This window comes from Microbacterium sp. LWS13-1.2 (genome assembly GCF_040144835.1).
Lineage (GTDB): Bacteria > Actinomycetota > Actinomycetes > Actinomycetales > Microbacteriaceae > Microbacterium.
Window position 1 is genome coordinate 2,509,342 of the sequence record NZ_CP151632.1, and the last position, 21,442, is coordinate 2,530,783.

Sequence of the window (21,442 nt, forward strand, 5' to 3'; positions counted from 1 at the left end):
TCAAGTTTACCAGCGTTGCGGCGTGCGGATCAATGTCCCCTCAGTCCTGGATCTCCGCCAGCGCGTCGGCATAGGCGCGGCGCAGCCCTTCGCCGACCCACTCGGAGCCGCGGTAGACGTTGTCCTCCCCGATGTCGGCGGTGAGTCCTCCGGCCGCCAGGTGCGCGATGACCCGCTCCTCGCTCGCGACCACTTTCAGTGTCGAGTCGGCGTCGCGCAGCTGATGGGCGAAGCGGCGCAGCACCTCGACGTGCGACAGGCCGATCTCATCGGTGCCCCGCAGCCGCACGATCACCACCGCGCCGCTCGACTCGCGGCTGACATCGGGCAACTGGCGCTCGAACACCGGCGCGCTCGCGAAGAAGAGGCTCCCGTACGGCTGGAGCACCAGCACCTCCCCTGGCGGGACCACCGCCGGTGGATCTCCCTCGCGCATGCGCCCGTCGTCGGCGAGGTGCACGGCGCGCACGCGCACGCTGTTGGACTGCTCCGCGACGTACAGGATGACGCCGAGTCCGACGCCGACCAGCACCGCGAACTGGAGCGGGATGATCAGGGTCAGCCCGAACGTGACGCCCATGATCGCCGTCGGCAGCGCGCCCGACTTCGCCACCGAGTAGATGCGACTCGGCTTGACCGCACGCCACCCCACCACCATCAGCAGCCCCGCCAGTGCCGGCATCGCGACGAACGACACCAGATCCGCGGCGACGAACACCACGACGGCCATCACGGCGCCCGCGATGAACAGCGACATACGCGTCTTCGCGCCGGCCTGCACGATCAGCGACGATCCCGACATCGACCCACCGACCGGCATCCCCTGGAACAGGCCCGATACGACGTTGCCGAGCCCCTGTCCGAGGAAGTCGCGGTTGGCGTCGGCGCGCTTGCCGTCGGCGGTCGGGATGCCGGCGGACACGGCGGCCCCCTGGACGAGGCCGATGAAGGTCAGCGACAGCGCCGGGATCAGCAGCGCCGGGACGTCGGCGATGCTCGGCAGCACCGGGGCCGGCAGCCCGCGCGGGACCTCGACGATGTCGCGCAGCAGCACCACCGTGCCGCTCACCCATGTGTTCAGCAGCACGGCGCACACCGAGCCGAGGATCACGGCGATGACCAGCCCCATGCTGCCGACCCGGGTGGGCAGGAGCACGACGATCACGAGCACCGAGATCGCGCCGACGATGAGCGACGGGATGCTCCACTGCCCGATGTGCAGGAACACGTCGATCGTCTTGAGCAGCCGATTCGAGCCCTCTGCCTGATAGCCGGTGAAGTTCGAGAGCTGGCCGAGCACGATGTTCACGCCGATCGCCGTGACGAATCCGGTCATGACCGCGGTGGGCACGAAGCTGATGAGGCGGCCGCCACGCAGGAGCCCGGCGATGACCATCACGATCCCGGTGAGGATCGCGAGCGTGAAGAGGCCTCGATCCGGGTCCGGGAGCGTGCCGAGCTCGGCATCGGAGACGACGAGCGCCATCGCACTGGTCGCCTGCACGGCCATGAACGCGCTGCTCGTGAGCGCCGCGGCGCCCACCATGCCGAAGAGGTAGCCGTACAGCCCGGCCAGCGGGTTCACGCCGGCGAGAAGCCCTGCCGCCAGGCCGTCGGGCACCGCCTCGATGCCGAGGATCACGCCCGCGACGGCGTCCTTGCGCAGGGTCTTGCGCGAGAACCAGGTGCGCGGATGGAAGGCCACGGTCTCACGCTAACGAAGGAGGGACGCGTCGACCGCGAAAGAAAAACACTCAGGATTCTCTCAGGTTCGCTAGTGTGTGCCCCAAGTGCTGCACAGCACCCCTGGGGTGCGGCTCGGGCCTCTCGACCGCACTGGTTTCTCGCCGAACGAAGGGATCTTCACATGACCGACAACAACACCGCAGCCGCGAGCGGGTGGGCAGGGTGGGGCGTCTTCGCCGCCGTCGTCCTGATCGTCACCGGCGCCATCGACGCGTTCCACGGCCTTCAGGCTCTCATCGGCCCTGACACCGCTTACTTCGTCGGCGACGCCGGACTCTTCTCGGTCGACATCCAAGGCTGGGGATGGTGGCACCTCATCGCCGGCGTGCTGCTGATCCTCGTGGGCATCGCCCTGCTGGGCGGCGCGAAGTGGGCGCGCATCACCGCGATCGTGCTGGTCGCGATCAACGCGATCGGCCAGCTCTCGCTCATCGCCGCGCAGCCGTGGCTGTCGCTCGCGGTGCTCGCACTCGACGTGATCGTGATCTACGCGCTCACCGTCCACGGCCGCGAGATCGACGCACGCCGCGGGTAGTGGCGTGACCGAGCGGAGCCCGAGGGCACCGCGTACCTCACGCGACGGATTCGAGCACGGATGCCTCGGCCACCGCTTCGGCGGAGGCCGGGGCATCCGCCATGTGGTCGTCGTTGCACGCGAACCGCGAGCGATACGCGGTCGGCGTGGTGCCGAGCACGCGGGCGAAGTTCTGCCGCAGCACGGCCGCCGAGCCGAACCCGCTCTCGTAGGCGATGCGGTCGAGTCCCAGGTCCGTCTTCTCGAGAAGGCGCTGGGCGTGGATGATGCGCTGGCGGGCGAGCCACGCGGCCGGCGTCGCGCCGTGGTCGGCCTTGAAGCGGCGGGCGAACGTGCGCGGCGACATGTGCGCCTTCGCGGCGAGCTGGTCGACGGTGAGCTCGAGACGCAGGTTGTCGAGCATCCAATCGGTCACCGGCGCGAGCGAGAGGGAGGTGGTGGCCGGCAGCGGGTTGGCGATGAACTGCGCCTGTCCGCCGTCGCGCTGCGGCGGCACCACCATGCGACGGGCGATGATGTTCGTCAGCTCGGCGCCGAGCTCCTGGCGCAGCAGGTGCAGGCACGCGTCGAGGCCGGCTGCCGTGCCGGCGCTCGTGATGATGCGGCCGTCCTGCACGTAGAGCACGTCGGGGTCCACGTCGATGGACGGGTACATCTCCTTCATCCTCTTCGCGTACATCCAGTGGGTGGTGGCGCGGCGCCCGTCGAGCACCCCTGAGGCAGCGACTACGAACGACCCGCTGCAGACGCTGAGCACCCACGCGCCGCGGGCGACCGCCGCGCGGATCACGTCGAGCACGCGCTCGTCGACGCGGCCCCAGTACTGGTGTGGAACGGGCGACACGACGACGAGGTCCGCCTCGTAGGCGAACGACAGGTCCTCGTGGACGTTGATGGAGAAGCCCATCTTCGACTCCACGACCCCGGGATCGGGCGTGACGACGCGGAAGTCGAAGCTCGGGATGCCGTCGTCCGAGCGATCGAGGCCGAAGGCCTCGCAGGCGACCCCGAACTCGAACGGCGCGAAGCCGTCCGTGACGATGCAGGCGACCGTGTGCATGCGAACCTCCGTGTGGCAGTTTTCCTGCGATGCATGGCTATTCTGCCACTCGTGGCAGTTCTTCCGCAAGCGTAGCGTTTCTGCCATGTTCATGGTGATTCTTCTCGCAGCACTGTCCGCGGTGGCGCTCTCCTCGACGATCGCCGCCCTTCGCACCGACGGCTACCGTCGGATTCCCACCGACCGCACCCGCCTCCCCTGAGCCTGGCTCAGGCGGTGATGCGCTCGTAGACCTCGACCATCGCGGCGGTCCGCGACGACTGACGGAACCGCTCGCGGACCGACGGATCGGGCCGACGCGCCGTTCCAGCGGAGATATCGGATGCCGTCTCCCGCAGCGCGTCGGCGAGCGCGGCGACCGACGGGTCCGCCGTGACACCGTCGCCGACCGCCCAGAATCCCGCGCCGAGCTCGGCCGCCAGGTCGGGGTCGCTCACCACGGCCGGGGTTCCGAGCGACGCGGCCTCGAAGATCGTCATGCCCTGGGTCTCGAAGCCGATCGAGGTCTGCACCACGGCGTCGGCGTCGGCGATGCGGCGGAGCGTCTGGGCGTACGGCATCCGTCCCGCGAAATCCACCGTCGCGCGCGGGCGCAGCTTCTCGACCAGACGGCGCGCCGCCCGCTGCTGCCCGCCGCCGCCGATGACCTCGACCTCGGCTTCGACTCCCGACGCCGCGAGCGCCTCGAGGAACGGCAGCAGGCGCTTCTCGGGGCTCATGCGGCCGAGCCAGACGAACCGCGGCGGTCCGGGTGCGCGCTCCGCAGGCGCGCCCGCCGAACCCGTCGAGCCCGTCGAGCCCGCCGAGCCCGCCGAGCCCATCGAGCCCATCGAGCCCATCGAGCCCATCGAGCCCATCGAGGCGAGCACCTCATCGAGCACGTCGTCGTCGATGCCGTTCCAGATCACGTCGACCTGCGCGGAAGCACCCGGCCCGGTGTCGAGGTGCGGGAGTATCCCACGCCGGCCCTGCGGCACCGCGCCGTGCGCCTCGAGCCGTCTCGCGAAGTGCGACGACGGCGCCGTGACCGCGTCCGAGCGGCCGGCGAACCGGCGCAGGTACGCCCAGCCGTCCCGACCGACCGGCTTCGCCTCGGCCACGATGCCGAGGGCCCGGCGCTGCCACGCGTTCAGCACCCGCAGCACCAGCTTCGGCAGCGGCGCGGTCGCCTCGATTCCGACGTCGACGCGGTTGTGCATGGTGTGCACCACCGGGAAGCCGTGGCGCGCTGCGAACCGATGGCCGATGAACGCGCCCCAGAAGTCAGCCTGCACGTGGACGACATCGACCGGAGGGCGCCCGGTCTCGCGGATGAGCCGCCGGAGTGCGGCATCCAGCCATCGATCGGTGCGGCGTCCCGGCCACGTCATCGAGTACTCGCGGTCCAGCGTGATCGGGATCGACGGCAGATCCAGGTAGGACGGATCGGCGCTTCGTGTCGCCGGCTCGCTCAGCAGTCGTGCGCCCGCCCGGGCCCGGGGGCCGTGCATCGCCGGCGCCACGACCGTGACCGTGTGCCCGGCCTTCTCGAGGAAGCGCCGCTGCAGCCGCATCGAGACCTGGGCTCCGCCGAGGGACTCGACGTGCTGGTCGCCGAACATCACGACGTGCACGACGGCTACTCGGGCAGCGGTTCGTCGCGGTACAGCGCCTCGAACGTGTCGAGCGTGCGGCGCATGTCATGCACCTTGACGCCCTCGAGCGATGCGCGCTGCATGCGCTCGCGCTCCTCGGGCGTCTGGGTCAGCACCGTCGTCAGCTTGCCGGCCAGATCGTCGACGTCGCCCGGTCGGAACAGGTAGCCGTTCTCGCCGTCGTGTACGAGGTGCGGCAGCGCCACGGCGTCGGCGGCGACGATCGGCAGACCCGACGCCATCGCCTCCATCGTCGCGATCGACTGCAGCTCGGCGATCGAGGCGATCACGAAGAGGCTCGCATTCGTCAGGAACGACCGCAGCTCGTCGTCGGTGGTGTGGCCGTGGAAGTGCACGCGGTCGGTGAGACCGAGATCCGAGCTGAGCTGCTCGAGGTTGCGGCGCTGGTCGCCGCTGCCGACGATGTCGAAGCGGACGTCGAGGGCAGGGTCGAGCTGCGCGATCGCACGCAGCACGACGTCGATCTGCTTCTCGGTCGTGAGGCGCCCCACGAACACCAGGCGGTGCGCGTCGCGCGGGGAGAGGTCGGCGGTGTAGTTCGACGCCTCGATGCCGCAGCTGACCGGGATGACGCCCTGGATGTCGATCGTGCGCTCGAGGAACTCGGCGGCCTTGCGTGTGGGGGTCGTGACGGCGCGGGTCATCTTGAACGTGCGCTCGGCATCCTGCCAGGCGAGCTTGACGGCGTACCGCGTCCACGAGGCGGGGAGCACGGTGAAGTCGAGTACGTTCTCGGCCATGACGTGATTGGTCGCGATGACCGGGATCCCGCGCTTGCGAGCTTCGCGCGTGAGACCGCGCCCGATCACGATGTGCGACTGGCTGTGCACCACGTCGGGCTTCACCTTGTCGAGCACCCGGCGGGCGTAGTACTTCGAGCGGAACGGCATGACGAACGTGAGCCAGTCGTGCGGGTACCAGCGCCACGACGGCAGACGGTGCATGGTCATCGGCTGCCCCTCGATGACCTCGATGGACGTCCCGTGGTCGCGGTGCGTCTTGCTGGGGGCCATCACGTGCACCTCGTGACCACGGGCCACGAGGCCGGCGGCGAGCCGCTCGGCGAAACGCGCGGCGCCGTTCACGTGGGGCAGGAACGTGTCGGCGCCGATGACGATCTTCAACGGGTGAGGGGTCGCGGCGGGGGTGTCTTCGGGCGTCGCAGGATCGGTCACGGGGTTGGGGCCTGTCTGTGCGGCGGGCGGGCGGCGGGGGGCGGGTCGCCGCGCGGATCCACTGTACCCGAGGCTTCCCGGAGGCTCTCCAGGAACGCGCCGGACCCGGCACGTACCCTGGTCGCATGCCCCGTTTGCAGGCCGATGCCGATCCCAACCTCTGGGTTCCCGTGACCGAGTCGCTCGGCTTCCGCGGGCGCCGTCACCGCAAGGCGGCGATACGGATGCTGCTCGGCCAGGCCGGCAGCGCGATGGGCGCTTCGACGGGCTCAGCGACCGCGGGTCCCCGCCCGGGCAGCGGCGTCGCGGCCTGGGCGATGAGCCAGGCGGCACCCTTCCTGATGCGCAAGGCCGCCGGCCGCGTGCTCGTCTGGGTCTGGAAGGCCGACGCCGAGCTCGTCGTCGTGATGGCGCAGGTGCAGCAGGCGACGAACGACCTGCGCGCCGCGCGGGCGATGATGCCGATGGAGTACGACGACACCGAGTCGTTCCGCAACCCGTACCTCGGCGTCGGCGAGAAGCTCGAGCTGTCGCTGCCGCCCGACCCGCGCACCCCGCCCTTCGCGACGTATACGTGGGACACGGGCACGCACTTCGTGACGGTGACGGCGGTGTGCTCCGACCGCGAGCGCTTCGGCACCGTGATCGGCAGCGTCGACGACCTCGCTCGCACGCTGCGCATCGTCGACGACCTGTCGGTCGGCGAGTCGCCCGAGGTGCTGCGCATCAAACCGAAGAGCTGACGCGGGCTCCGACATGACCGAGCCCCGGCATCCCGCCGCCCATCGCCCGCTGCGGATCGGCGTGCAGCTGGCGCCGCAGCACGCCTCGTATGCCGCGTACCGCGACGCGGTGCTGCGCGCGGAGGATCTCGGCGTCGATGCGATCTTCAACTGGGATCACTTCTTCCCGCTCACCGAGCCGATGGATGCCGAGCACTTCGAAGCGTGGACGGTGCTGGCTGCGATGGCCGAGCAGACGGAGCGCGTCGAGTTCGGTCCCCTCGTCAACTGCAGCTCCTACCGAAACCCCGACCTGCAGGCCGACATGGCACGCACGGTCGACCACATCAGTGCCCACGGGACCGGCACCGGCCGGCTCATCTTCGGCACCGGATCGGGCTGGGCGCAGCCCGACTACGACGAGTACGGCTACGAGTTCGGCACGGTCGGCTCACGCCTGGACGCCCTCGCCGACGACCTGCCGCGTATCCGCTCACGCTGGGAGCGGCTCAACCCCGCACCCACCCGGCGGATCCCGATCCTCATCGGCGGTCAGGGCGAGCGCAAGACGCTGCGGATGGTCGCGCAGCATGCCGACATCTGGCACACGTTCACGCGGCTCGACGACATGCCGCGCAAGATCGGGGTGCTCCACCAGTGGTGCGCGCAGGAGGGCCGCGATCCCGCCGAGATCGAGCTGTCGACCGGCTACACCATCCGCGGCTTCGGCCCGCTCCTCGAGACGGATGCCGCACCCCGCCTGTACGAGCTGGGCTTCCGCCTCATCATCCCGGCGATCGACGGCCCGGACTACGACCTCTCGCCGCTCGCGCCCCTGCTGGAGTGGCGCGACCGGATCAACGGCGCCTGAGCGCGGCGGGCCGGTACGGTAGCCACGTCCGCCGTCGCTCGAGACCATCAGGAGGCCACGCCCATGGGCGCCGTCATCGGAGACATCCTCACGCTCGCCCTCGGTGTCGCGATCAGCCCGATCCCGATCATCGCGGCCATCCTGATGCTGCTGTCCCCGAAGGCGCGGGTGACCGGCACCGGATTCCTGCTCGGATGGGTGCTCGGGATCGTGGTCGCGGTGACCGTCTTCACCCTGCTGTCGTCGGTGCTCCCCGAGGGGGACGAGGACGCATCGCAGCCGATCAAGGGCGTCATCCAGCTCGTCCTCGGCGTCCTGCTGCTGCTCCTCGCACTGCGGCAGTGGCGCGGCCGGCCGAAGGCCGGAGCGGAGCCGGCGCTGCCGAAGTGGATGCAGGCGATCGACACGATCACCTTCCCCAAGGCCCTGGGCCTCGGATTCCTGCTGTCGGCGGTCAACCCGAAAAACCTGCTCCTCGCAGCGAGCGCGGGCGTGACCATCGGGGCCGCCGGCCTCGACGCCGGCTCGATCGTGGTCGTGATCGCGGTCTTCACCGTGATCGCGGCATCCACCGTCCTCGTGCCCGTCGTCGGCTATCTCATCGCCGCCGAGAAGCTGCGGGGCCCGCTCGACGCGCTGCGCGGCTGGCTCGCGAAGGAGAACGCGGTCATCATGGCCGTGCTGCTGCTGGTCATCGGCGTCGCGATCATCGGCAAGGGCGTCGGCAGTTTCTGATCCGCGGCGACCGCGCCTCTGACCCGAGACCGGGCCGCTCCCGCCCGGGCTACGGTGGATCCGTGACTTCGCCGACCCACGACCAGGTGCTCCTCGACGGCGGCGTCTTCCGCATGGGGTCGGACGAGTTCTACCCCGACGAGCAGCCGGTGCACGATCGTGCGGTCGCGGCCTTCCGGATCGACCGGTACGCGGTCACCAACGCCCAGTACGCCGCCTTCGTCGACGACACCGGCTACGTCACCGTCGCCGAGCGCGAGCTCGACCCCGCGAACTTCCCGGGCGCCGATGTCACCTCGCTCTCGCCCGGGGCGATGGTGTTCACCCCGACGCCCGGGCCTGTCGATCTGCGCGACTGGCGCAACTGGTGGCGGTGGGAGGCCGGCGCCTGCTGGCGTCGGCCGTTCGGACCCGAGTCGTCCGTCGACGACAGGCTGCGGCATCCGGTCGTCCACATCGCCTTCGAAGACGCCGCGGCCTACGCCGAGTGGGCGGGGCTGCGTCTGCCGACCGAGGCCGAGCACGAGTACGCCGCCCGCGGCGGGCTCGACGGCCGCCGCTTCGCGTGGGGCGACGAGCCCTACCCCGAGGGCGTGGCGCAGGCGAACTCGTGGCTCGGGCGCTTCCCGTACGACAACCAGGGCGTGGGCGACGCCGCGCCGGTCGGCTCGTACCCGCCGAACGGCTACGGGCTCTACGACATGACCGGCAACGTGTGGGAGTGGACCACCGACTACTACACCCCGCGGCACCTGCGCCTGTCGGACAAGCCCGTCGACGCGGGCAAGCGCGCGAACCTGCTCGCCGCGGCGAGCGCCCAGGAGGGTTTCCCGTCCATCCCGCGGCGTGTGCTCAAGGGCGGATCGCACCTGTGCTCGCCGGAGTACTGCCTGCGCTTCCGGCCCGCCGCGCGCTCGCCCCAGGCGGAGGACACCGGCATGTCGCACATCGGGTTCCGCTGCGCCAGCGACGCCTGACTCTGCGCTACGAGGTCCTCGTCGCGGGGAGTCGGATCGTCGGCGATCGAGGATCACGGTCGTTGAGCGAGCGAGGAACGACCGGGACTCACGGTCGTTGAGCGAGCGAGGAACGACCGGGACTCACGGTCGTTGAGCGAGCGAGGAACGAGCGAGACGAAACGCGTTACGCGCTGGGGAACACCTGCGACCAGTCGTCGCGCACGCTGACGACCGTGAACCCATGGGCGGATGCGGCCTCCAGCGCCTGCTCCGCGCCCTTGTCGTACGGCGCATCGCCGCGGCCGGTGTCGTCGTCGTGGTGGATCAGCACGCTCAGACTGCGGGGACTGCCCTGTGCGAACCGCAGCATCGGGATGTCGCCGTTCGAGTTGCCCGCGGCGAGGATCGGTCGCCGGCCGACGCGCATCCAGATGCGGACCGGCTTCTCGGGGCCGTCGTCGAAGAACGCGAGCTTCGGCGTGTACCGGACCACATTGTCGTCCCCGTCGTACTCGAGGCCCATCCCGGTGCCGACCACGCGCTCCGCCGGGATGCCGTAGTAGTCCTGTGTCATCGGGCGCATGAAGTCGCGGTCGCCGCCCGACACGATGTAGACGCCGAAGCCGTTCGCCTCGAGGAACCGGATGAGCTCCACCATCGGCTGGTAGACGGTGTGGGCGTACGAGCTGCCGAGCGAGAGGTGGCGCGCATCGCGATAGAAGGCGGCGACGGAGGCCTCGTGGTCCTCGACGCTGGCACCGGCACTCGACTCCGCGACGGCGGCGATGAGGGCGCCCAGGTCGGAGTCGTCGCCGCTGTAGTGCTTGTCGATGGCCGCCCCGAGCCAGGCCAGATCGCCCGACACGGCGGCACGATAGGGCTGCCGGTCGGCGAGTGCCGGATCGGCGGCGGCCGCCGCCTTCCACTGCTCCAGCAGGTAGTGGAGCTGTGTCGGCATGGGCTTCTCGGTCCAGAGCGTCCCGTCGTTGTCGAACACCGCGACGCGGGCATCCGCGGGAACGAAGTCGGGGCCGCCTTCGGCGGTGACGGCGGCGACGAAGTCGAGGATCGCGGCGCGGCTCGCCGTATCGCGCCAGGACGGCAGCTGGTCGGTCATGCACGCGACTCTAGCGACGTTCTCAGGGGACGCCATGCCGGCGCCCGTGTCGCCCTTCCTCACTCGGCGGAGGGCGCATAGTGTCGCTGGTAAGGGCCCCCGGGAGGCCCTTTTCGATGCGAGAACGAAGGAGACCCCTGTGCCCCGTGACTTCCAGGGAAAGATCGAGCTCGATGTCAGGGACTCCACGGCCGACTGGCCGGCGTTCCTGTCCGAGAAGGCGCCGCAGGGCGCTCCGAACGTCCTCGTGGTGCTCTACGACGACACCGGAACCGCCGCCTGGTCGCCCTACGGCGGCCGGATCAACATGCCGACCATGGAACGGCTCGCCGACAACGGCCTCACGTACTCGCAGTGGCACACCACGGCGCTGTGCTCCCCGACGCGCTCGACCTTCCTGACGGGCCGGAACCACCACCAGAACGGCTTCGCGACGATCTCGGAGTCGTCCACCGGCTTCCCGGGCTACAACTCGCACATCCCGCCGACGAACGCGACGATGGCGAATGTGCTGCGGGATGCCGGCTGGGCCACGTTCTGGGTCGGCAAGAACCACAACGTGCCCATCGACGAGTGGACCGCGGGCGCTTCCAAGAAGAACTGGCCCCTCGCGCAGGGCTACGACCGCTTCTACGGCTTCATCGGCGGCGAGACCAACAACTGGTTCCCCTCGCTCGCCGAGGACAACCACTACATCGACCAGCCGTACCTGCCGGAGGACGGCTACCACCTGTCGAAGGACCTCGCCGACCAGGCGCTGAAGATGATCCGCGACGTGAAGCAGACCGAGCCCGACAAGCCCTGGTACCTGTGGTTCTGCCCTGGGGCCAACCACGCACCGCACCACGCGCCGCAGGAGTACATCGACAAGTACAAGGGCAAGTTCGACGACGGCTACGAGGCCTACCGCGAGTGGGTGCTGCCGCGCATGATCGAGCGCGGCATCCTGCCCGAGGGCACCGACCTCACCCAGATGAACCCGATGCCCGACGGCACGTTCACCCAGACCGACCTCGTGCGGCCGTGGGCCGAGTTGAACGACGAGGAGAAGGCGATGTTCTGCCGCATGGCCGAGGTCTTCGCCGGGTTCTCGGAGTACACCGACGCCCAGGTCGGACGGATCGTCGACTACCTCGAGGAGTCCGGCCAGCTCGACAACACGCTCATCCTCTACTGCGCCGACAACGGCGCCTCGGGCGAGGGCAGCCCCAACGGCTCGGTCAACGAGGGCAAGGTCTTCGGCGGCTATCCCGACTCGCTGGAGGACAACCTGCGTCTGGTCGACAAGCTCGGCAGCCCCGACACCTACAACCACTACCCCACCGGCTGGGCGATGGCGTTCTCGACCCCGTATCGGATGTTCAAGCGGTATTCGTATCAGGGCGGCGTCTGCGATCCGCTGGTCATCCACTGGCCGGCGGGAATCGCCGCCAAGGGCGAGGTGCGCTCGCAGTACCACCACTGCACCGACATCGTCCCGACGATCCTCGAGGTCTGCGGCGTGGAGATGCCGGCCGAGTACAACGGCGTCGCGCAGACGCCGCTGCCCGGCGTCTCGATGCGCTACTCGTTCGACGCCGACGGGCCGACCAACAAGAAGACCCAGTACTACGAGATGCTCGGCAGCCGCGGCATCTGGCACGAGGGCTGGAAAGCCGTGGCCGAGCACGGGCCGATGGCCGGTATGGCGAGGTTCGAGGACGACGTGTGGCAGCTGTTCCACACCGACGTCGACCGCGCGGAGGCGCACGACCTCGCCGCCGAGCATCCCGAGAAGCTGGAAGAGCTCAAGGCGCTGTGGCTCGAGGAGGCGAAAGCCAACGACGTGCTGCCGCTGAACGACCTGCAGATCATCGGCAACGCGAAGGACTTCGAGACGTTCGTCGGCATGGAGTTCCATCAGCCGGCGCCCCCGAGCGGGCAGTTCGTCTACTACCCGGGGACCTCCGAGGTGCCGGAGCGCTCCGCGGCCAACGTCCACAACGTGTCGTACAAGATCGCGGCGGCCGTCGACCTCACCCCGGACACCGAGGGCGTGATCTTCGCGCACGGTTCCCGGTTCGGCGGGCACGCTCTGTTCGTCAAGGACGGCACCATCACGTACGCGTACAACTTCCTCGGCATTCCGCCCGAGGACCGCATCCAGGCGCCCGTCCCCACCGCGGGCAAGCACGTCATCGGGGTCGAGTTCACGAAGGAGCGCATGGGCGAGTACCGCGAGGGCATCGGGCCGCTCAAGCTGTACATCGACGACCAGCTCGTCGCCGAGCAGGAGATCCGGACGGTCCTGGGTCACTTCTCGCTGTGCGGTGAGGGCCTCACGATCGGTCGGGACAGCGCCGACCCGGTGTCGTCGCTGTACGGCTACGGGTTCGACTTCACCGGCGGCGAGATCGAGAAGGTCGTCTTCGACATCGCCGACGACGCGTACATCGACCTCGAGGCGCATCTGGCCGCCGCGATGTCGCGGGACTGAATCACGACGAACGGGACGGATGCCTCGGCCGAGGCATCCGTCCCGTTCTTCGTTCCCGGGTGCTTCAGGCGGCTGCCGCCGTCAGCCCTTCCTCGACGGTGTCGTGTGCGCGCCCCGCATCGCGAAGGCCGGCGTACCAGGAGTCCTTGCCAGCGACGCTCGCCGCCGAGTCGGGGAGCGCCGCGAGGTGGAGCACGACATCCCGGCCGGCGAGCTCCCGGTCGAGGTCGGCGAGCATGTCGAGGACCGTCATCGTCACGACGTCCTGACGCTCGAGGTCGAGCACGACCGCAGTCGCCTGCTCGTCGGTCGCGAGCCGGATGATCGCCTGCTCGTTCTCGAGCGCGTTGGCGGTGTACAGGGCCCGCAGGAGGTGCACCGCGATGGCGTCGCCCCGCCGCTCGTCCACCTCGAGCTTCGGGATATTGAGCTCGCGGAGCACCAGCACGAGCGTCACGACGACCCCGACACCCACGGCGGCGAGCAGACCGGCCGACAGCCCGATGAGGGCGACGACGACGGCGATCCAGAAGTCGGTCGGGCTGATCCGCGCCCAGCGGACGAGCTCCGGGATGTCGATGAGACCGATCACCGCAACGAACACCATGGCGGCCAGCGTCGCCTGGGGCAGCAGACTCAGCACAGGGCCGAGGAACAGCGCGACCAGCACCGCCAGCGCCACCGTGACGAGAGTCGACACCTGCGTCTTGGCGCCGGCGCTCTGGTTGACGGCGCTCTGCGAGAACCCGCCGGCCGCCGGCATCGTGGAGAAGAACGCGCCGGCGACGTTGGCGGCGCCGGTCGCCATGAGCTCCTGGTTGCTGTCGATCTGGGGCTCGGTGGTACGACGGATGCCGCGGGCCACGGCCGCCGACTCGAGGAAGGCCATCACGGCGATCGCGAGCGCCCCCGGCACCAGTGCCGGCAGCGTCGACAGCTCCGGGAGGCCTGGGAGGGGCAGGCCGGAGGGAACCGGCGCGATGAGGTCGACGCCCGCCTCCTCGAGCCCGGCGAAGGCGACGAGAAGGATGCCGGCCCCGACGACGATCAGCGCACCCGGCACCTTCGGCGCGAACCGCGCGAGCAGGAGGAGTGTCGCGATCGACCCGGCCGACAGCGCGATGGTCGGCCAGTTCACGCTGCCGAACGCCTGTCCGACGGCAGCGAGCGAGCGGAGGAACCCGTGGCCGGAGAAATCGTAGGTCTCGCCCAGCAGCTTCGGCAGCTGGCCGACGGCGACGGTCGCGCCGACGCCGATCTTCATGCCGAGCAGGGTCGCGCCGCTGATGTTCTCGACGAGCGAGCCGAGTGTGAGGAGGCGTGCGAGCAGGAGGATCGCCCCGACCAGGAGAGTCAGCATCATCAGCGCCCCGACGGCGTCGTGCGGATCGTCCGCCGCGGCCGCGACCCCTGCCGACACGAGGGTGGTGGCCGTGAGAGTCGCGATCGTCGAGGTGGTCGACACGCTCATCGCGCGACTGCCACCGAGGAGTGCGTAGACGAGCATCGGCACGATGCAGGTGTAGAGGCCGATCTCGACGGGGAGGTTCGCGATCGTCGCGTAGGCCATCGCCTGGGGAACGACGACGGCGCCCGCCGAGAGGCCACCGACGGTGTCGGGCACGAGCCACTCGCGGCGGTAGCTCGCCAGGGTCGGCAGCACCCGGCGCGGACGCGGGGCGGGCGCGGTCGTCGTCATGAGCCGAATCTACCCAGCGACCGGGGCCGGCCGACGCCCCGGCGCGGTGTCCCGTTGCTGTGTCCGGCGTCGGAAGGGTGCCACACTACGGACGTGGACTCCACCTTCCTCGCCAATCTGTCCTGGTCCCTCGCCGTCCTCGTGCATGCCGCGATCGTCATCACCGCGCTCATCGTGATCCCCCGCGGCCGCAAACCCACGGCGGCGATGGCCTGGATCCTGCTGATCGTGATCCTGCCCGGGATCGGCGTGGTGCTGTACCTCGTGATCGGCAGCGTGCGCCTGCCGGCGAAGCGGCGTGCCGAGCAGGCGCGGATCGACGGGATCATCCGCGACAGGGTGGACGCGAACGGGCTGCAGCAGATCGAGGCCGACTGGCCGCGGTGGTTCCAGCGCGTCGTGCAGCAGAACGAGACCCTCACCGCCCTGCCCGCGTCAGGGGGCAACGACGCCTCGCTCTTCGGCGACTACCAGGCCTCGATCGACGCGATGGCGGCCGAGATCGACACGGCGGAGACCTTCGTGCACGTCGAGTTCTTCATCGTCGCGTGGGACGACACGACGCGCGGCTTCTTCGCCGCCATGGAACGCGCGGTGGCGCGGGGCGTCACCGTGCGCCTGCTCGCCGACTACGTGTCGACCCGCAGGCTCGGCAACTGCAAGGCGACGCTGGCGGAACTGGACCGCATCGGCGTGAAGTGGGCGTGGATGCTGCCGGTGATGCCGTTCCAGGGCAAATACCAGCGCCCCGACCTGCGCAACCACCGCAAGATCGTGGTCGTCGACGGGCGTGTGGCGTTCATGGGATCACAGAACCTGATCTCGCGCGACTACGACTCCGAGAAGAACATCAAGCGCGGGCTGAAGTGGCAGGAGCTCATGACCCGCCTGACCGGCCCGGTGGTCTCCTCGGTCAACGCCGTGTTCCTTTCGGACTGGCTCATCGAGACGGGCGAGGATCTGTCGGCGACCGAGCATCTCTCCCCCGCCGCCATCGAGGCGGCGCGCGGCGCCGGTGGCGAGCCGGCGACCGCCGGCGACGGCCTGCTGTGCCAGGTCGTGCCGAGCGGGCCGGGATACGACACCGAGAACAACCTGCGCCTCTTCCTGTCGCTCATCTACGGCGCGACCGAGAAGGTCATCCTGACGAGCCCGTACTTCGTGCCCGACGAGGCGATGGTCTATGCCATCACGACGGCCTGCCAGCGCGGCATCGAAGTGCAGCTGTTCGTCTCCGAGATCGGCGACCAGTTCATGGTGTGGCACGCGCAGCGGTCGTACTACACCGCCCTCCTCGAAGCCGGTGTGCGGATCTTCCTCTACCCGGCACCGTTCATCCTGCACTCGAAGCACTTCTCGATCGACGACGACATCGCCGTGATCGGCTCGAGCAACATGGACATCCGCTCGTTCAGCCTCAACAGCGAGGTCTCGCTGCTGGTGCGCGGCGAGTCGTTCGTCGCCGGCATGCGCGAGGTCGAGCAGGGCTACCGCGACGCCGGGCGGGAGCTCACGCTGGAGGAGTGGCGGCGCGAGCCCGCGAAGGCCACGTTCCTCGACGGCCTGATGCGCCTCACCTCCGCGCTCAACTGACCCGCCGCTCCCGCTCAGGCCGCGGCGTGCCGAGAATCACGGATGCCGTGGGCCGCGGCATCCGTCCAGGACCCCTCATTTGAGGAACTGAGCCGAGTTGAGGAGCAGAATGCGGGTGTCGGCCCGCATTCCGGCGCTGATCCTCAGTCGAGGCACGCTGGCGACAAGCGGCGGCGTCGAGCTCGAGCGCGATCCATCCGGTCGCGCGCGGGCGGTCCACGCCGTGGGCTGTGCCCCTCATTTGAGGAACTGAGCCGAGTTGAGGAACAGAATGCGGGTGTCGGCCCGCATTCCGGCGCTGATCCTCAACTGAGGACCCAAGTGGTGATGCCGTCGGACGGGACCGAGAGCAGCGCCTCATTCCGGCGATCCATGCTGCGGCGAGAGGGATGCCATGGCCAGCGCCAACGCCTCCTCCACAGTCGCTGCCCGACACGGTCTGTCACCAGAACCGGCCTGGAGCACCGCCTGCGATCCTGCTCGCGCGCGAGGCTCGAATCGTGCAGACGACCATCGACCCGGCATGGCTGACCACGCTGCGAGAACATGACGGCATCGCTCGCCAGTCCCTGCTTCTCGGCCGGCAGACGAGCAAACGCGAACTCAAGGATGCCGTCGCGAGCGGTGCGCTCGTGCGCATCCGACGATCCTGGCTCGCTCTGCCCGATGCCGACCCACTCCTGGTCGCCGCCGCCCGCGCAGGGGTTGCACTCAGCTGCGTCACGCGTGCGGAGCGGCTCGGGCTGTGGGTCCATGGAGACTTCACGAAGCCTCACGTTGCGGCGCCGCCGTGCTCGGGTGGGGTTCGAATCGAACAGGACGACGCGGACAATCCGAAGGCGACGGTGCATTGGTTCACACCGGTCGTGCCACGGCCACCGCACACCCTCGAGGACGGCATCGAGAACACGCTCATCTCGATCGCATTGTGCCGGCCTTTCGAATACGCACTCGCCACGTGGGAGTCGGCGTTCCGCACCGGCCTCGCCGATCGGGAGGTGATAGGGCGGCTGAAGCTGCCGCGGATCGCGCGCGACCTGCTCAGCGAATCCACTCCGTTCGCCGACTCCGGGCTCGAAACGATCGTGCCGCGCCGACTTCGTTGGCTGCGAGTGCGGATCGTGCCGCAGGCATGGCTGCACGGCCATCGCGTCGACTTCCTTCTCGGACAGCGGCTCGTGCTTCAGATCGACGGCGGCCACCATGTGGGCGCGCAGCGTGATTCAGACAACCGTCACGACGCCGAGCTCATCCTCCGTGGCTATCACGTCATCAGGGTTGGCTATCGCCAGGTCATGGACGACTGGCCCGGCGTGCAGCAGCTGGTGATGAACGCGGTCGCGCAGGGTCTGCACCTCGCTCGCTGAGCGCCACAGAGCTCGAGCCGGGCCGCCGCCCGCCGCCGCCGCCGCCGCCGCCGGAGGAACATACGCGGCTTCGCCCGCAGAAGTCGGTTCTCGCGGTCCTCAATTGAGGATCCGAGCCGAGGTGAGGAATGAACAACGCCACAGCACCCTCATTTCGGCGCACATCCTCAGTTGAGGAACCGGAGATACCCCGAAGGGCACGGATGCCGCGGGCCGCGGCATCCGTCCCCTGCGGCGGGTCAGACCTTGAGGTTCTGGCGGGGGACGACGACCTCGCGGATGATCAGCAGGATCGATGCCATGACGGGCAGCGCCACCAGCACGCCGACGACGCCCGCCAGCGCCCCGCCGGCCAGGGCGCCGATCAGCACCAGGGCGGCGGGGATCGCGATCGCCTTGTTCATGACGCGGGGGCTGATGACGTACGACTCGAGCTGGATGTAGATCAGGTACGCGATGAAGAAGATGATGGCCTGGGTGGGGCTCGAGAACAGAGCGATGATCGAGGCGAAGATCCAGAAGATCACCGAGCCGAAGAGCGGGATGAGGGTGATCACGAACGCGATCACCGCCATCAGCGCCGGAAAGGGCAGCCCGATCACCACATGCAGGATGAAGACGGCCGCGGCGTTGAGTGACGAGAGGGTCACCGAGCCGATCAGCGCGCTGCCCACGGAGCCGGTGATGCGCTCCGTGAGGTCCGCCAGGCGGACGCGGCTGTGCGCCGGTGCCAGGTCGTAGAGCGCGCGCTTGGCCGCGGAGAGCGACGCGAGGAAGTAGAGGGTCAGGGCGATCACGATGAAGCTCGCCGAGATCCCCGCCACGAAGCCGACACCGACGGCCAGCACTCCCCCGCCGAGCATCGCGATGGTCGACGGGGCTGAGATCCAGTCGGCGAGCTGGCCCAGACCCGTGAGCATCGCGGTCTGTGCGTCGGGAGTGAGCTGCGCGAACCAGTCAGACTGCGGGATGTTCTCGACGCCCTCGGGGATGGCCGCGACCAGCTGCACGATCTGCGCGATGACGGGCGGGAGCACGAAGACGAAGAACGCGACCGCCACGAGGGCGAATCCGCAGAACACGATGGCGATGCCCGCGCCGCGCTTGACCTTGTGCCGCTCGAGCATCCGCACGATCGGGTCGAGCCCGAGTGCGAGGAACATCGCCAGCACGATGTAGACGAGGATCGTCGAGATCGAGCCGATCGCCGACCCGAGCACGAGTGCCGCCAGCACGCCGATCGTCACGAGGAAACCCGTTGCGAGCGGATGATCGAGCGCCGCCATCACGTTGGAGAAGCGCCGGGGGCGCTCTGCGACGACCGCAGGCACCACGTCGGCATCGGAGCCCTCAGGTTCATCGGTCATGGGGCCATGATGCCGCTAAGCGGTCAGGAAAGCTTCGAAAATCGGTCATCCCGGTCCGGCGTGTTTGGCGGTAGTCTCCGACCAGGGCAGCCGCGAGGGACGCGGCGGCCACAACTGCACAGCGACGGGTCGACCCCGTCGAGAAAGCTGGTATCCATGGGCGGCTTCTGGGACTTCATCGCCTGGATGTTCTGGATCTTCGTGTTCGTCGCGTACCTGATGGTGATCTTCTCGATCATCGGCGACCTCTTCCGCGACGACAAGCTGAACGGCTGGCTCAAGGCCGTCTGGATCCTCTTCCTGATCTTCGTGCCCTTCCTCACCGCGCTGGTCTACCTGATCGCGCGGGGCAACGGCATGCAGAAGCGCTCGATCGCGCAGGCACAGGAGCTGCGCTCCGCTCAGGACGCGTACATCCGGCAGACCGCGGGCTCGGGGGCGAGCGCCGCCGACGACATCGCCAAGGCGAAGTCGCTTCTCGACTCCGGCGCGATCACCCAGGCCGAGTTCGACAGCCTCAAGGCCAAGGCGCTGGCTGTCTAGCCGGCACCCGAGACAGGAGAAGACATGACGACTTTCGATTACGGCCCCATCGAGTTCTACGCGATCGCGTTCGAAGGCGACCGCCCCGGCCCGGCGGTGCTCCAGGCGATCGACGACCTCGTCGCCTCCGGCACGGTCAACGTGCTCGACCTCGTCTTCGCCCGGCGTTCGCCGGAAGGAGAGCTCGAGGTCCTCGAACTCTCCGACACGATCGACGACGGCGCACCGTCGCTCGACCTCGCGGGGCTCGCGGGGCAGGACGACATCCTGTTCCTCGCGGAGAGCCTCGAGCCCGGTTCGTCCGCAGCCATCCTCGTGATCGAGCTGCTGTGGGCGAAGGCGTTCGCATCGGCGCTCTACGACGCCGGCGGCGCCGTCATCGCGCGCGAGGGCATCCCGGCACCGATCGTCAACGCGTTCCTCGCCGAGAACGCCGACTGAAGGAGGAAGACATGCCACTGAGAAGAATGGGCCGTCCCGGTCTGATCGGCATGGCCGCCCGTACCGCTGTCGTCGCCGGCACGGCGACGGCCGTCTCGGGCAGCGTGCAGCGCCACCAGCAGGAGAAGGCCGCCGGCGCCCAGGAGCAGCAGGCGTACGAGGCCCAGCAGCAGCAGGCCGCGATGGATGCCGCCGCCGCCCAGGCTGTCGCCAACGCGCAGGCGGCGCAGGCGGCTCCGGCCGCACCCGCCGCTCCGGCGGCCGACGACATGATGGCCAAGATCACGCAGCTCGCGCAGCTGCACGCACAGGGCATCCTCTCCGACGAGGAGTTCGCCGCAGCGAAGGCGAAGCTGCTGTCCTGAGCATCGCTTCGAACGAAGAAGGCCGCGTCCATCCGGACGCGGCCTTCTTCGTGTCAGCTGCGGTCGCGGGCGATCATCCGCCGGGGCGTTCGTCTCCGCCGTCGCCGAGCGATCCGTGGTCATCGCCGTGGTGCGCGCCCTCGCCGGCCGCACCGCCCGCGCCCGCACCGCCCGCACCGCCTGCGCCCGCACCGCTCGCACCGCCTCCGCCGGCGGAGCTCTGCGCCGTGAGAGCGTCGATCTTCTCCATCAGCGCCCGCACCTGCGCACGCGTCGCTGGCTCCTGGTCGTCGTGTGCGCGCGACGCGCGCTCGAGCACCCACGAGGCCAGGGTCGCGGTGATCACGCCGGCCAGCGCCACCCCGCCGAGCATGAGCGCCACGGCGACCCAGCGGCCGGCATCCGTCATCGGCACGTAGTCGCCGTAGCCCGTCGTCGTGACGGTCACACACGCCCACCACACCGCGATAGGGAAGGTCGTGATGTTCGCGTCGGGAGCGTGACGCTCTGCTTCGAGCACCGCGAGCGACGCGAGGTAGATCAGGATGACGGAGGCCCCGGCGCCGTAGACGAGGATCTGCGTGCGCAGCACACCGCCCGCGGTCGTCTTCATCCCCGGCAGCCGGGTCATGAAGCGCAGGAGGCGAACGAGGCGCAGGACGGGGATCAGCGCGAACGTCAGCGCAGACAGGTGATGGCGGAACCACCATCGCCGATTCTTCGCGAGCGCCAGGCGCACGAGGTAGTCCGCGATGAACATGGCCCAGGTGACCAGGATCACTGTCGACGCGACCGCCCGGCCAGGACCGTGCAGATCCGCGATCACGCGCCACGAGTACGCGACGAGGTACGCGAGTGAGGCGATCATCAGCGGCACCTCGGTGCGCTTGTGCCAGGCGGTCTCCTCCACATGCGAATTGTGCACCGGATGTCGCCACCCGGCGCATCGGCGCGCCCGCCGCCGCGCAGGATCGCCTCGCGCGCCAGTCGCCCCACTCGCCCCGCGACCGCTATCG

Annotated in this window: 19 protein-coding genes; 11 read left to right on the plus strand and 8 right to left on the minus strand. The window is 69.4% G+C overall.

Annotated features, from left to right (window positions below):
- Positions 1-40: 40 nt before the first annotated feature.
- Positions 41-1,705 (minus strand): SulP family inorganic anion transporter, encoded by a 1,665-nt coding sequence (locus MRBLWS13_RS11810; protein WP_349425569.1) that lies wholly within the window; start codon positions 1,703-1,705, stop codon positions 41-43.
- Positions 1,706-1,867: 162 nt separating this feature from the next.
- Here MRBLWS13_RS11810 and MRBLWS13_RS11815 point away from each other — a divergent pair, with 162 nt between their 5' ends.
- Positions 1,868-2,281, plus strand: a complete 414-nt coding sequence (locus tag MRBLWS13_RS11815) for a hypothetical protein (protein ID WP_349425570.1) — start codon at positions 1,868-1,870, stop codon at positions 2,279-2,281.
- Between the two features lie 37 nt (positions 2,282-2,318).
- Here the strand turns inward: MRBLWS13_RS11815 and MRBLWS13_RS11820 are convergent, their stop codons facing one another.
- From MRBLWS13_RS11820 to MRBLWS13_RS11830, 3 genes are all read right to left on the minus strand, one after another.
- Positions 2,319-3,341, minus strand: a complete 1,023-nt coding sequence (locus MRBLWS13_RS11820) for a helix-turn-helix domain-containing protein (RefSeq protein ID WP_349425571.1) — start codon at positions 3,339-3,341, stop codon at positions 2,319-2,321.
- Positions 3,342-3,550: 209 nt separating this feature from the next.
- The gene (locus MRBLWS13_RS11825; protein ID WP_349425572.1) at positions 3,551-4,954 is read right to left on the minus strand and encodes a glycosyltransferase family 4 protein; all 1,404 of its coding nucleotides are present in this window, start codon (positions 4,952-4,954) and stop codon (positions 3,551-3,553) included.
- Between the two features lie 5 nt (positions 4,955-4,959).
- Positions 4,960-6,171: a glycosyltransferase gene (locus MRBLWS13_RS11830; protein WP_349425573.1), complete on the minus strand. Its 1,212-nt coding sequence runs from the start codon at positions 6,169-6,171 to the stop codon at positions 4,960-4,962.
- 125 nt (positions 6,172-6,296) lie between these two features.
- Between MRBLWS13_RS11830 and MRBLWS13_RS11835 the strand changes: the two genes are divergently transcribed.
- The 4 genes from MRBLWS13_RS11835 to MRBLWS13_RS11850 all read left to right on the plus strand — a co-directional run bounded on the left by MRBLWS13_RS11835 (position 6,297) and on the right by MRBLWS13_RS11850 (position 9,476).
- Positions 6,297-6,914: a hypothetical protein gene (locus MRBLWS13_RS11835; RefSeq protein ID WP_349425574.1), complete on the plus strand. Its 618-nt coding sequence runs from the start codon at positions 6,297-6,299 to the stop codon at positions 6,912-6,914.
- Between the two features lie 13 nt (positions 6,915-6,927).
- Positions 6,928-7,764 carry an LLM class F420-dependent oxidoreductase gene (locus MRBLWS13_RS11840; RefSeq protein WP_349425575.1) on the plus strand — a complete coding sequence of 279 codons (837 nt, stop codon included), beginning with the start codon at positions 6,928-6,930 and terminating at the stop codon, positions 7,762-7,764.
- A 63-nt stretch (positions 7,765-7,827) separates the two neighbouring features.
- Complete coding sequence (locus MRBLWS13_RS11845; RefSeq protein WP_349425576.1) at positions 7,828-8,499, plus strand: GAP family protein; 672 nt, start codon at positions 7,828-7,830, stop codon at positions 8,497-8,499.
- A 113-nt stretch (positions 8,500-8,612) separates the two neighbouring features.
- Positions 8,613-9,476: a formylglycine-generating enzyme family protein gene (locus MRBLWS13_RS11850; RefSeq protein WP_349429045.1), complete on the plus strand. Its 864-nt coding sequence runs from the start codon at positions 8,613-8,615 to the stop codon at positions 9,474-9,476.
- A 166-nt stretch (positions 9,477-9,642) separates the two neighbouring features.
- Here MRBLWS13_RS11850 and MRBLWS13_RS11855 read toward each other — a convergent pair whose 3' ends face one another.
- Entirely contained in the window at positions 9,643-10,575 is a 933-nt protein-coding gene (locus MRBLWS13_RS11855) for an HAD family hydrolase (RefSeq protein WP_349425577.1), read from the minus strand.
- 139 nt (positions 10,576-10,714) lie between these two features.
- On the opposite strand from MRBLWS13_RS11855, the gene MRBLWS13_RS11860 reads away from it, so the two are divergent.
- The gene (locus MRBLWS13_RS11860) at positions 10,715-13,051 is read left to right on the plus strand and encodes an arylsulfatase (protein ID WP_349425578.1); all 2,337 of its coding nucleotides are present in this window, start codon (positions 10,715-10,717) and stop codon (positions 13,049-13,051) included.
- A 64-nt stretch (positions 13,052-13,115) separates the two neighbouring features.
- Here MRBLWS13_RS11860 and MRBLWS13_RS11865 read toward each other — a convergent pair whose 3' ends face one another.
- Entirely contained in the window at positions 13,116-14,750 is a 1,635-nt protein-coding gene (locus tag MRBLWS13_RS11865) for a SulP family inorganic anion transporter (protein ID WP_349425579.1), read from the minus strand.
- A 93-nt stretch (positions 14,751-14,843) separates the two neighbouring features.
- On the opposite strand from MRBLWS13_RS11865, the gene cls reads away from it, so the two are divergent.
- Both cls and MRBLWS13_RS11875 read left to right on the plus strand, forming a co-directional pair.
- The gene (gene cls / locus MRBLWS13_RS11870) at positions 14,844-16,343 is read left to right on the plus strand and encodes a cardiolipin synthase (protein ID WP_349425580.1); all 1,500 of its coding nucleotides are present in this window, start codon (positions 14,844-14,846) and stop codon (positions 16,341-16,343) included.
- 500 nt (positions 16,344-16,843) lie between these two features.
- Positions 16,844-17,710, plus strand: a complete 867-nt coding sequence (locus MRBLWS13_RS11875) for a DUF559 domain-containing protein (protein WP_349425581.1) — start codon at positions 16,844-16,846, stop codon at positions 17,708-17,710.
- A gap of 239 nt (positions 17,711-17,949) precedes the next feature.
- Here the strand turns inward: MRBLWS13_RS11875 and MRBLWS13_RS11880 are convergent, their stop codons facing one another.
- Positions 17,950-19,077: an AI-2E family transporter gene (locus tag MRBLWS13_RS11880; protein WP_349425582.1), complete on the minus strand. Its 1,128-nt coding sequence runs from the start codon at positions 19,075-19,077 to the stop codon at positions 17,950-17,952.
- A gap of 156 nt (positions 19,078-19,233) precedes the next feature.
- Between MRBLWS13_RS11880 and MRBLWS13_RS11885 the strand changes: the two genes are divergently transcribed.
- The 3 genes from MRBLWS13_RS11885 to MRBLWS13_RS11895 are packed head-to-tail and all read left to right on the plus strand — an operon-like array spanning position 19,234 to position 20,426.
- A complete protein-coding gene (locus MRBLWS13_RS11885; protein ID WP_349425583.1) occupies positions 19,234-19,620 on the plus strand; it encodes an SHOCT domain-containing protein in 387 nt (128 codons plus the stop codon).
- A gap of 24 nt (positions 19,621-19,644) precedes the next feature.
- On the plus strand, positions 19,645-20,061 hold the full coding sequence (locus MRBLWS13_RS11890) for a DUF6325 family protein (protein WP_349425584.1): 417 nt from the start codon (positions 19,645-19,647) through the stop codon (positions 20,059-20,061).
- A gap of 11 nt (positions 20,062-20,072) precedes the next feature.
- The gene (locus MRBLWS13_RS11895) at positions 20,073-20,426 is read left to right on the plus strand and encodes an SHOCT domain-containing protein (protein WP_349425585.1); all 354 of its coding nucleotides are present in this window, start codon (positions 20,073-20,075) and stop codon (positions 20,424-20,426) included.
- 73 nt (positions 20,427-20,499) lie between these two features.
- On the opposite strand, the gene MRBLWS13_RS11900 is transcribed toward MRBLWS13_RS11895, so the two are convergent.
- Positions 20,500-21,336: an ion channel gene (locus MRBLWS13_RS11900; RefSeq protein WP_349425586.1), complete on the minus strand. Its 837-nt coding sequence runs from the start codon at positions 21,334-21,336 to the stop codon at positions 20,500-20,502.
- Positions 21,337-21,442 lie beyond the last annotated feature (106 nt).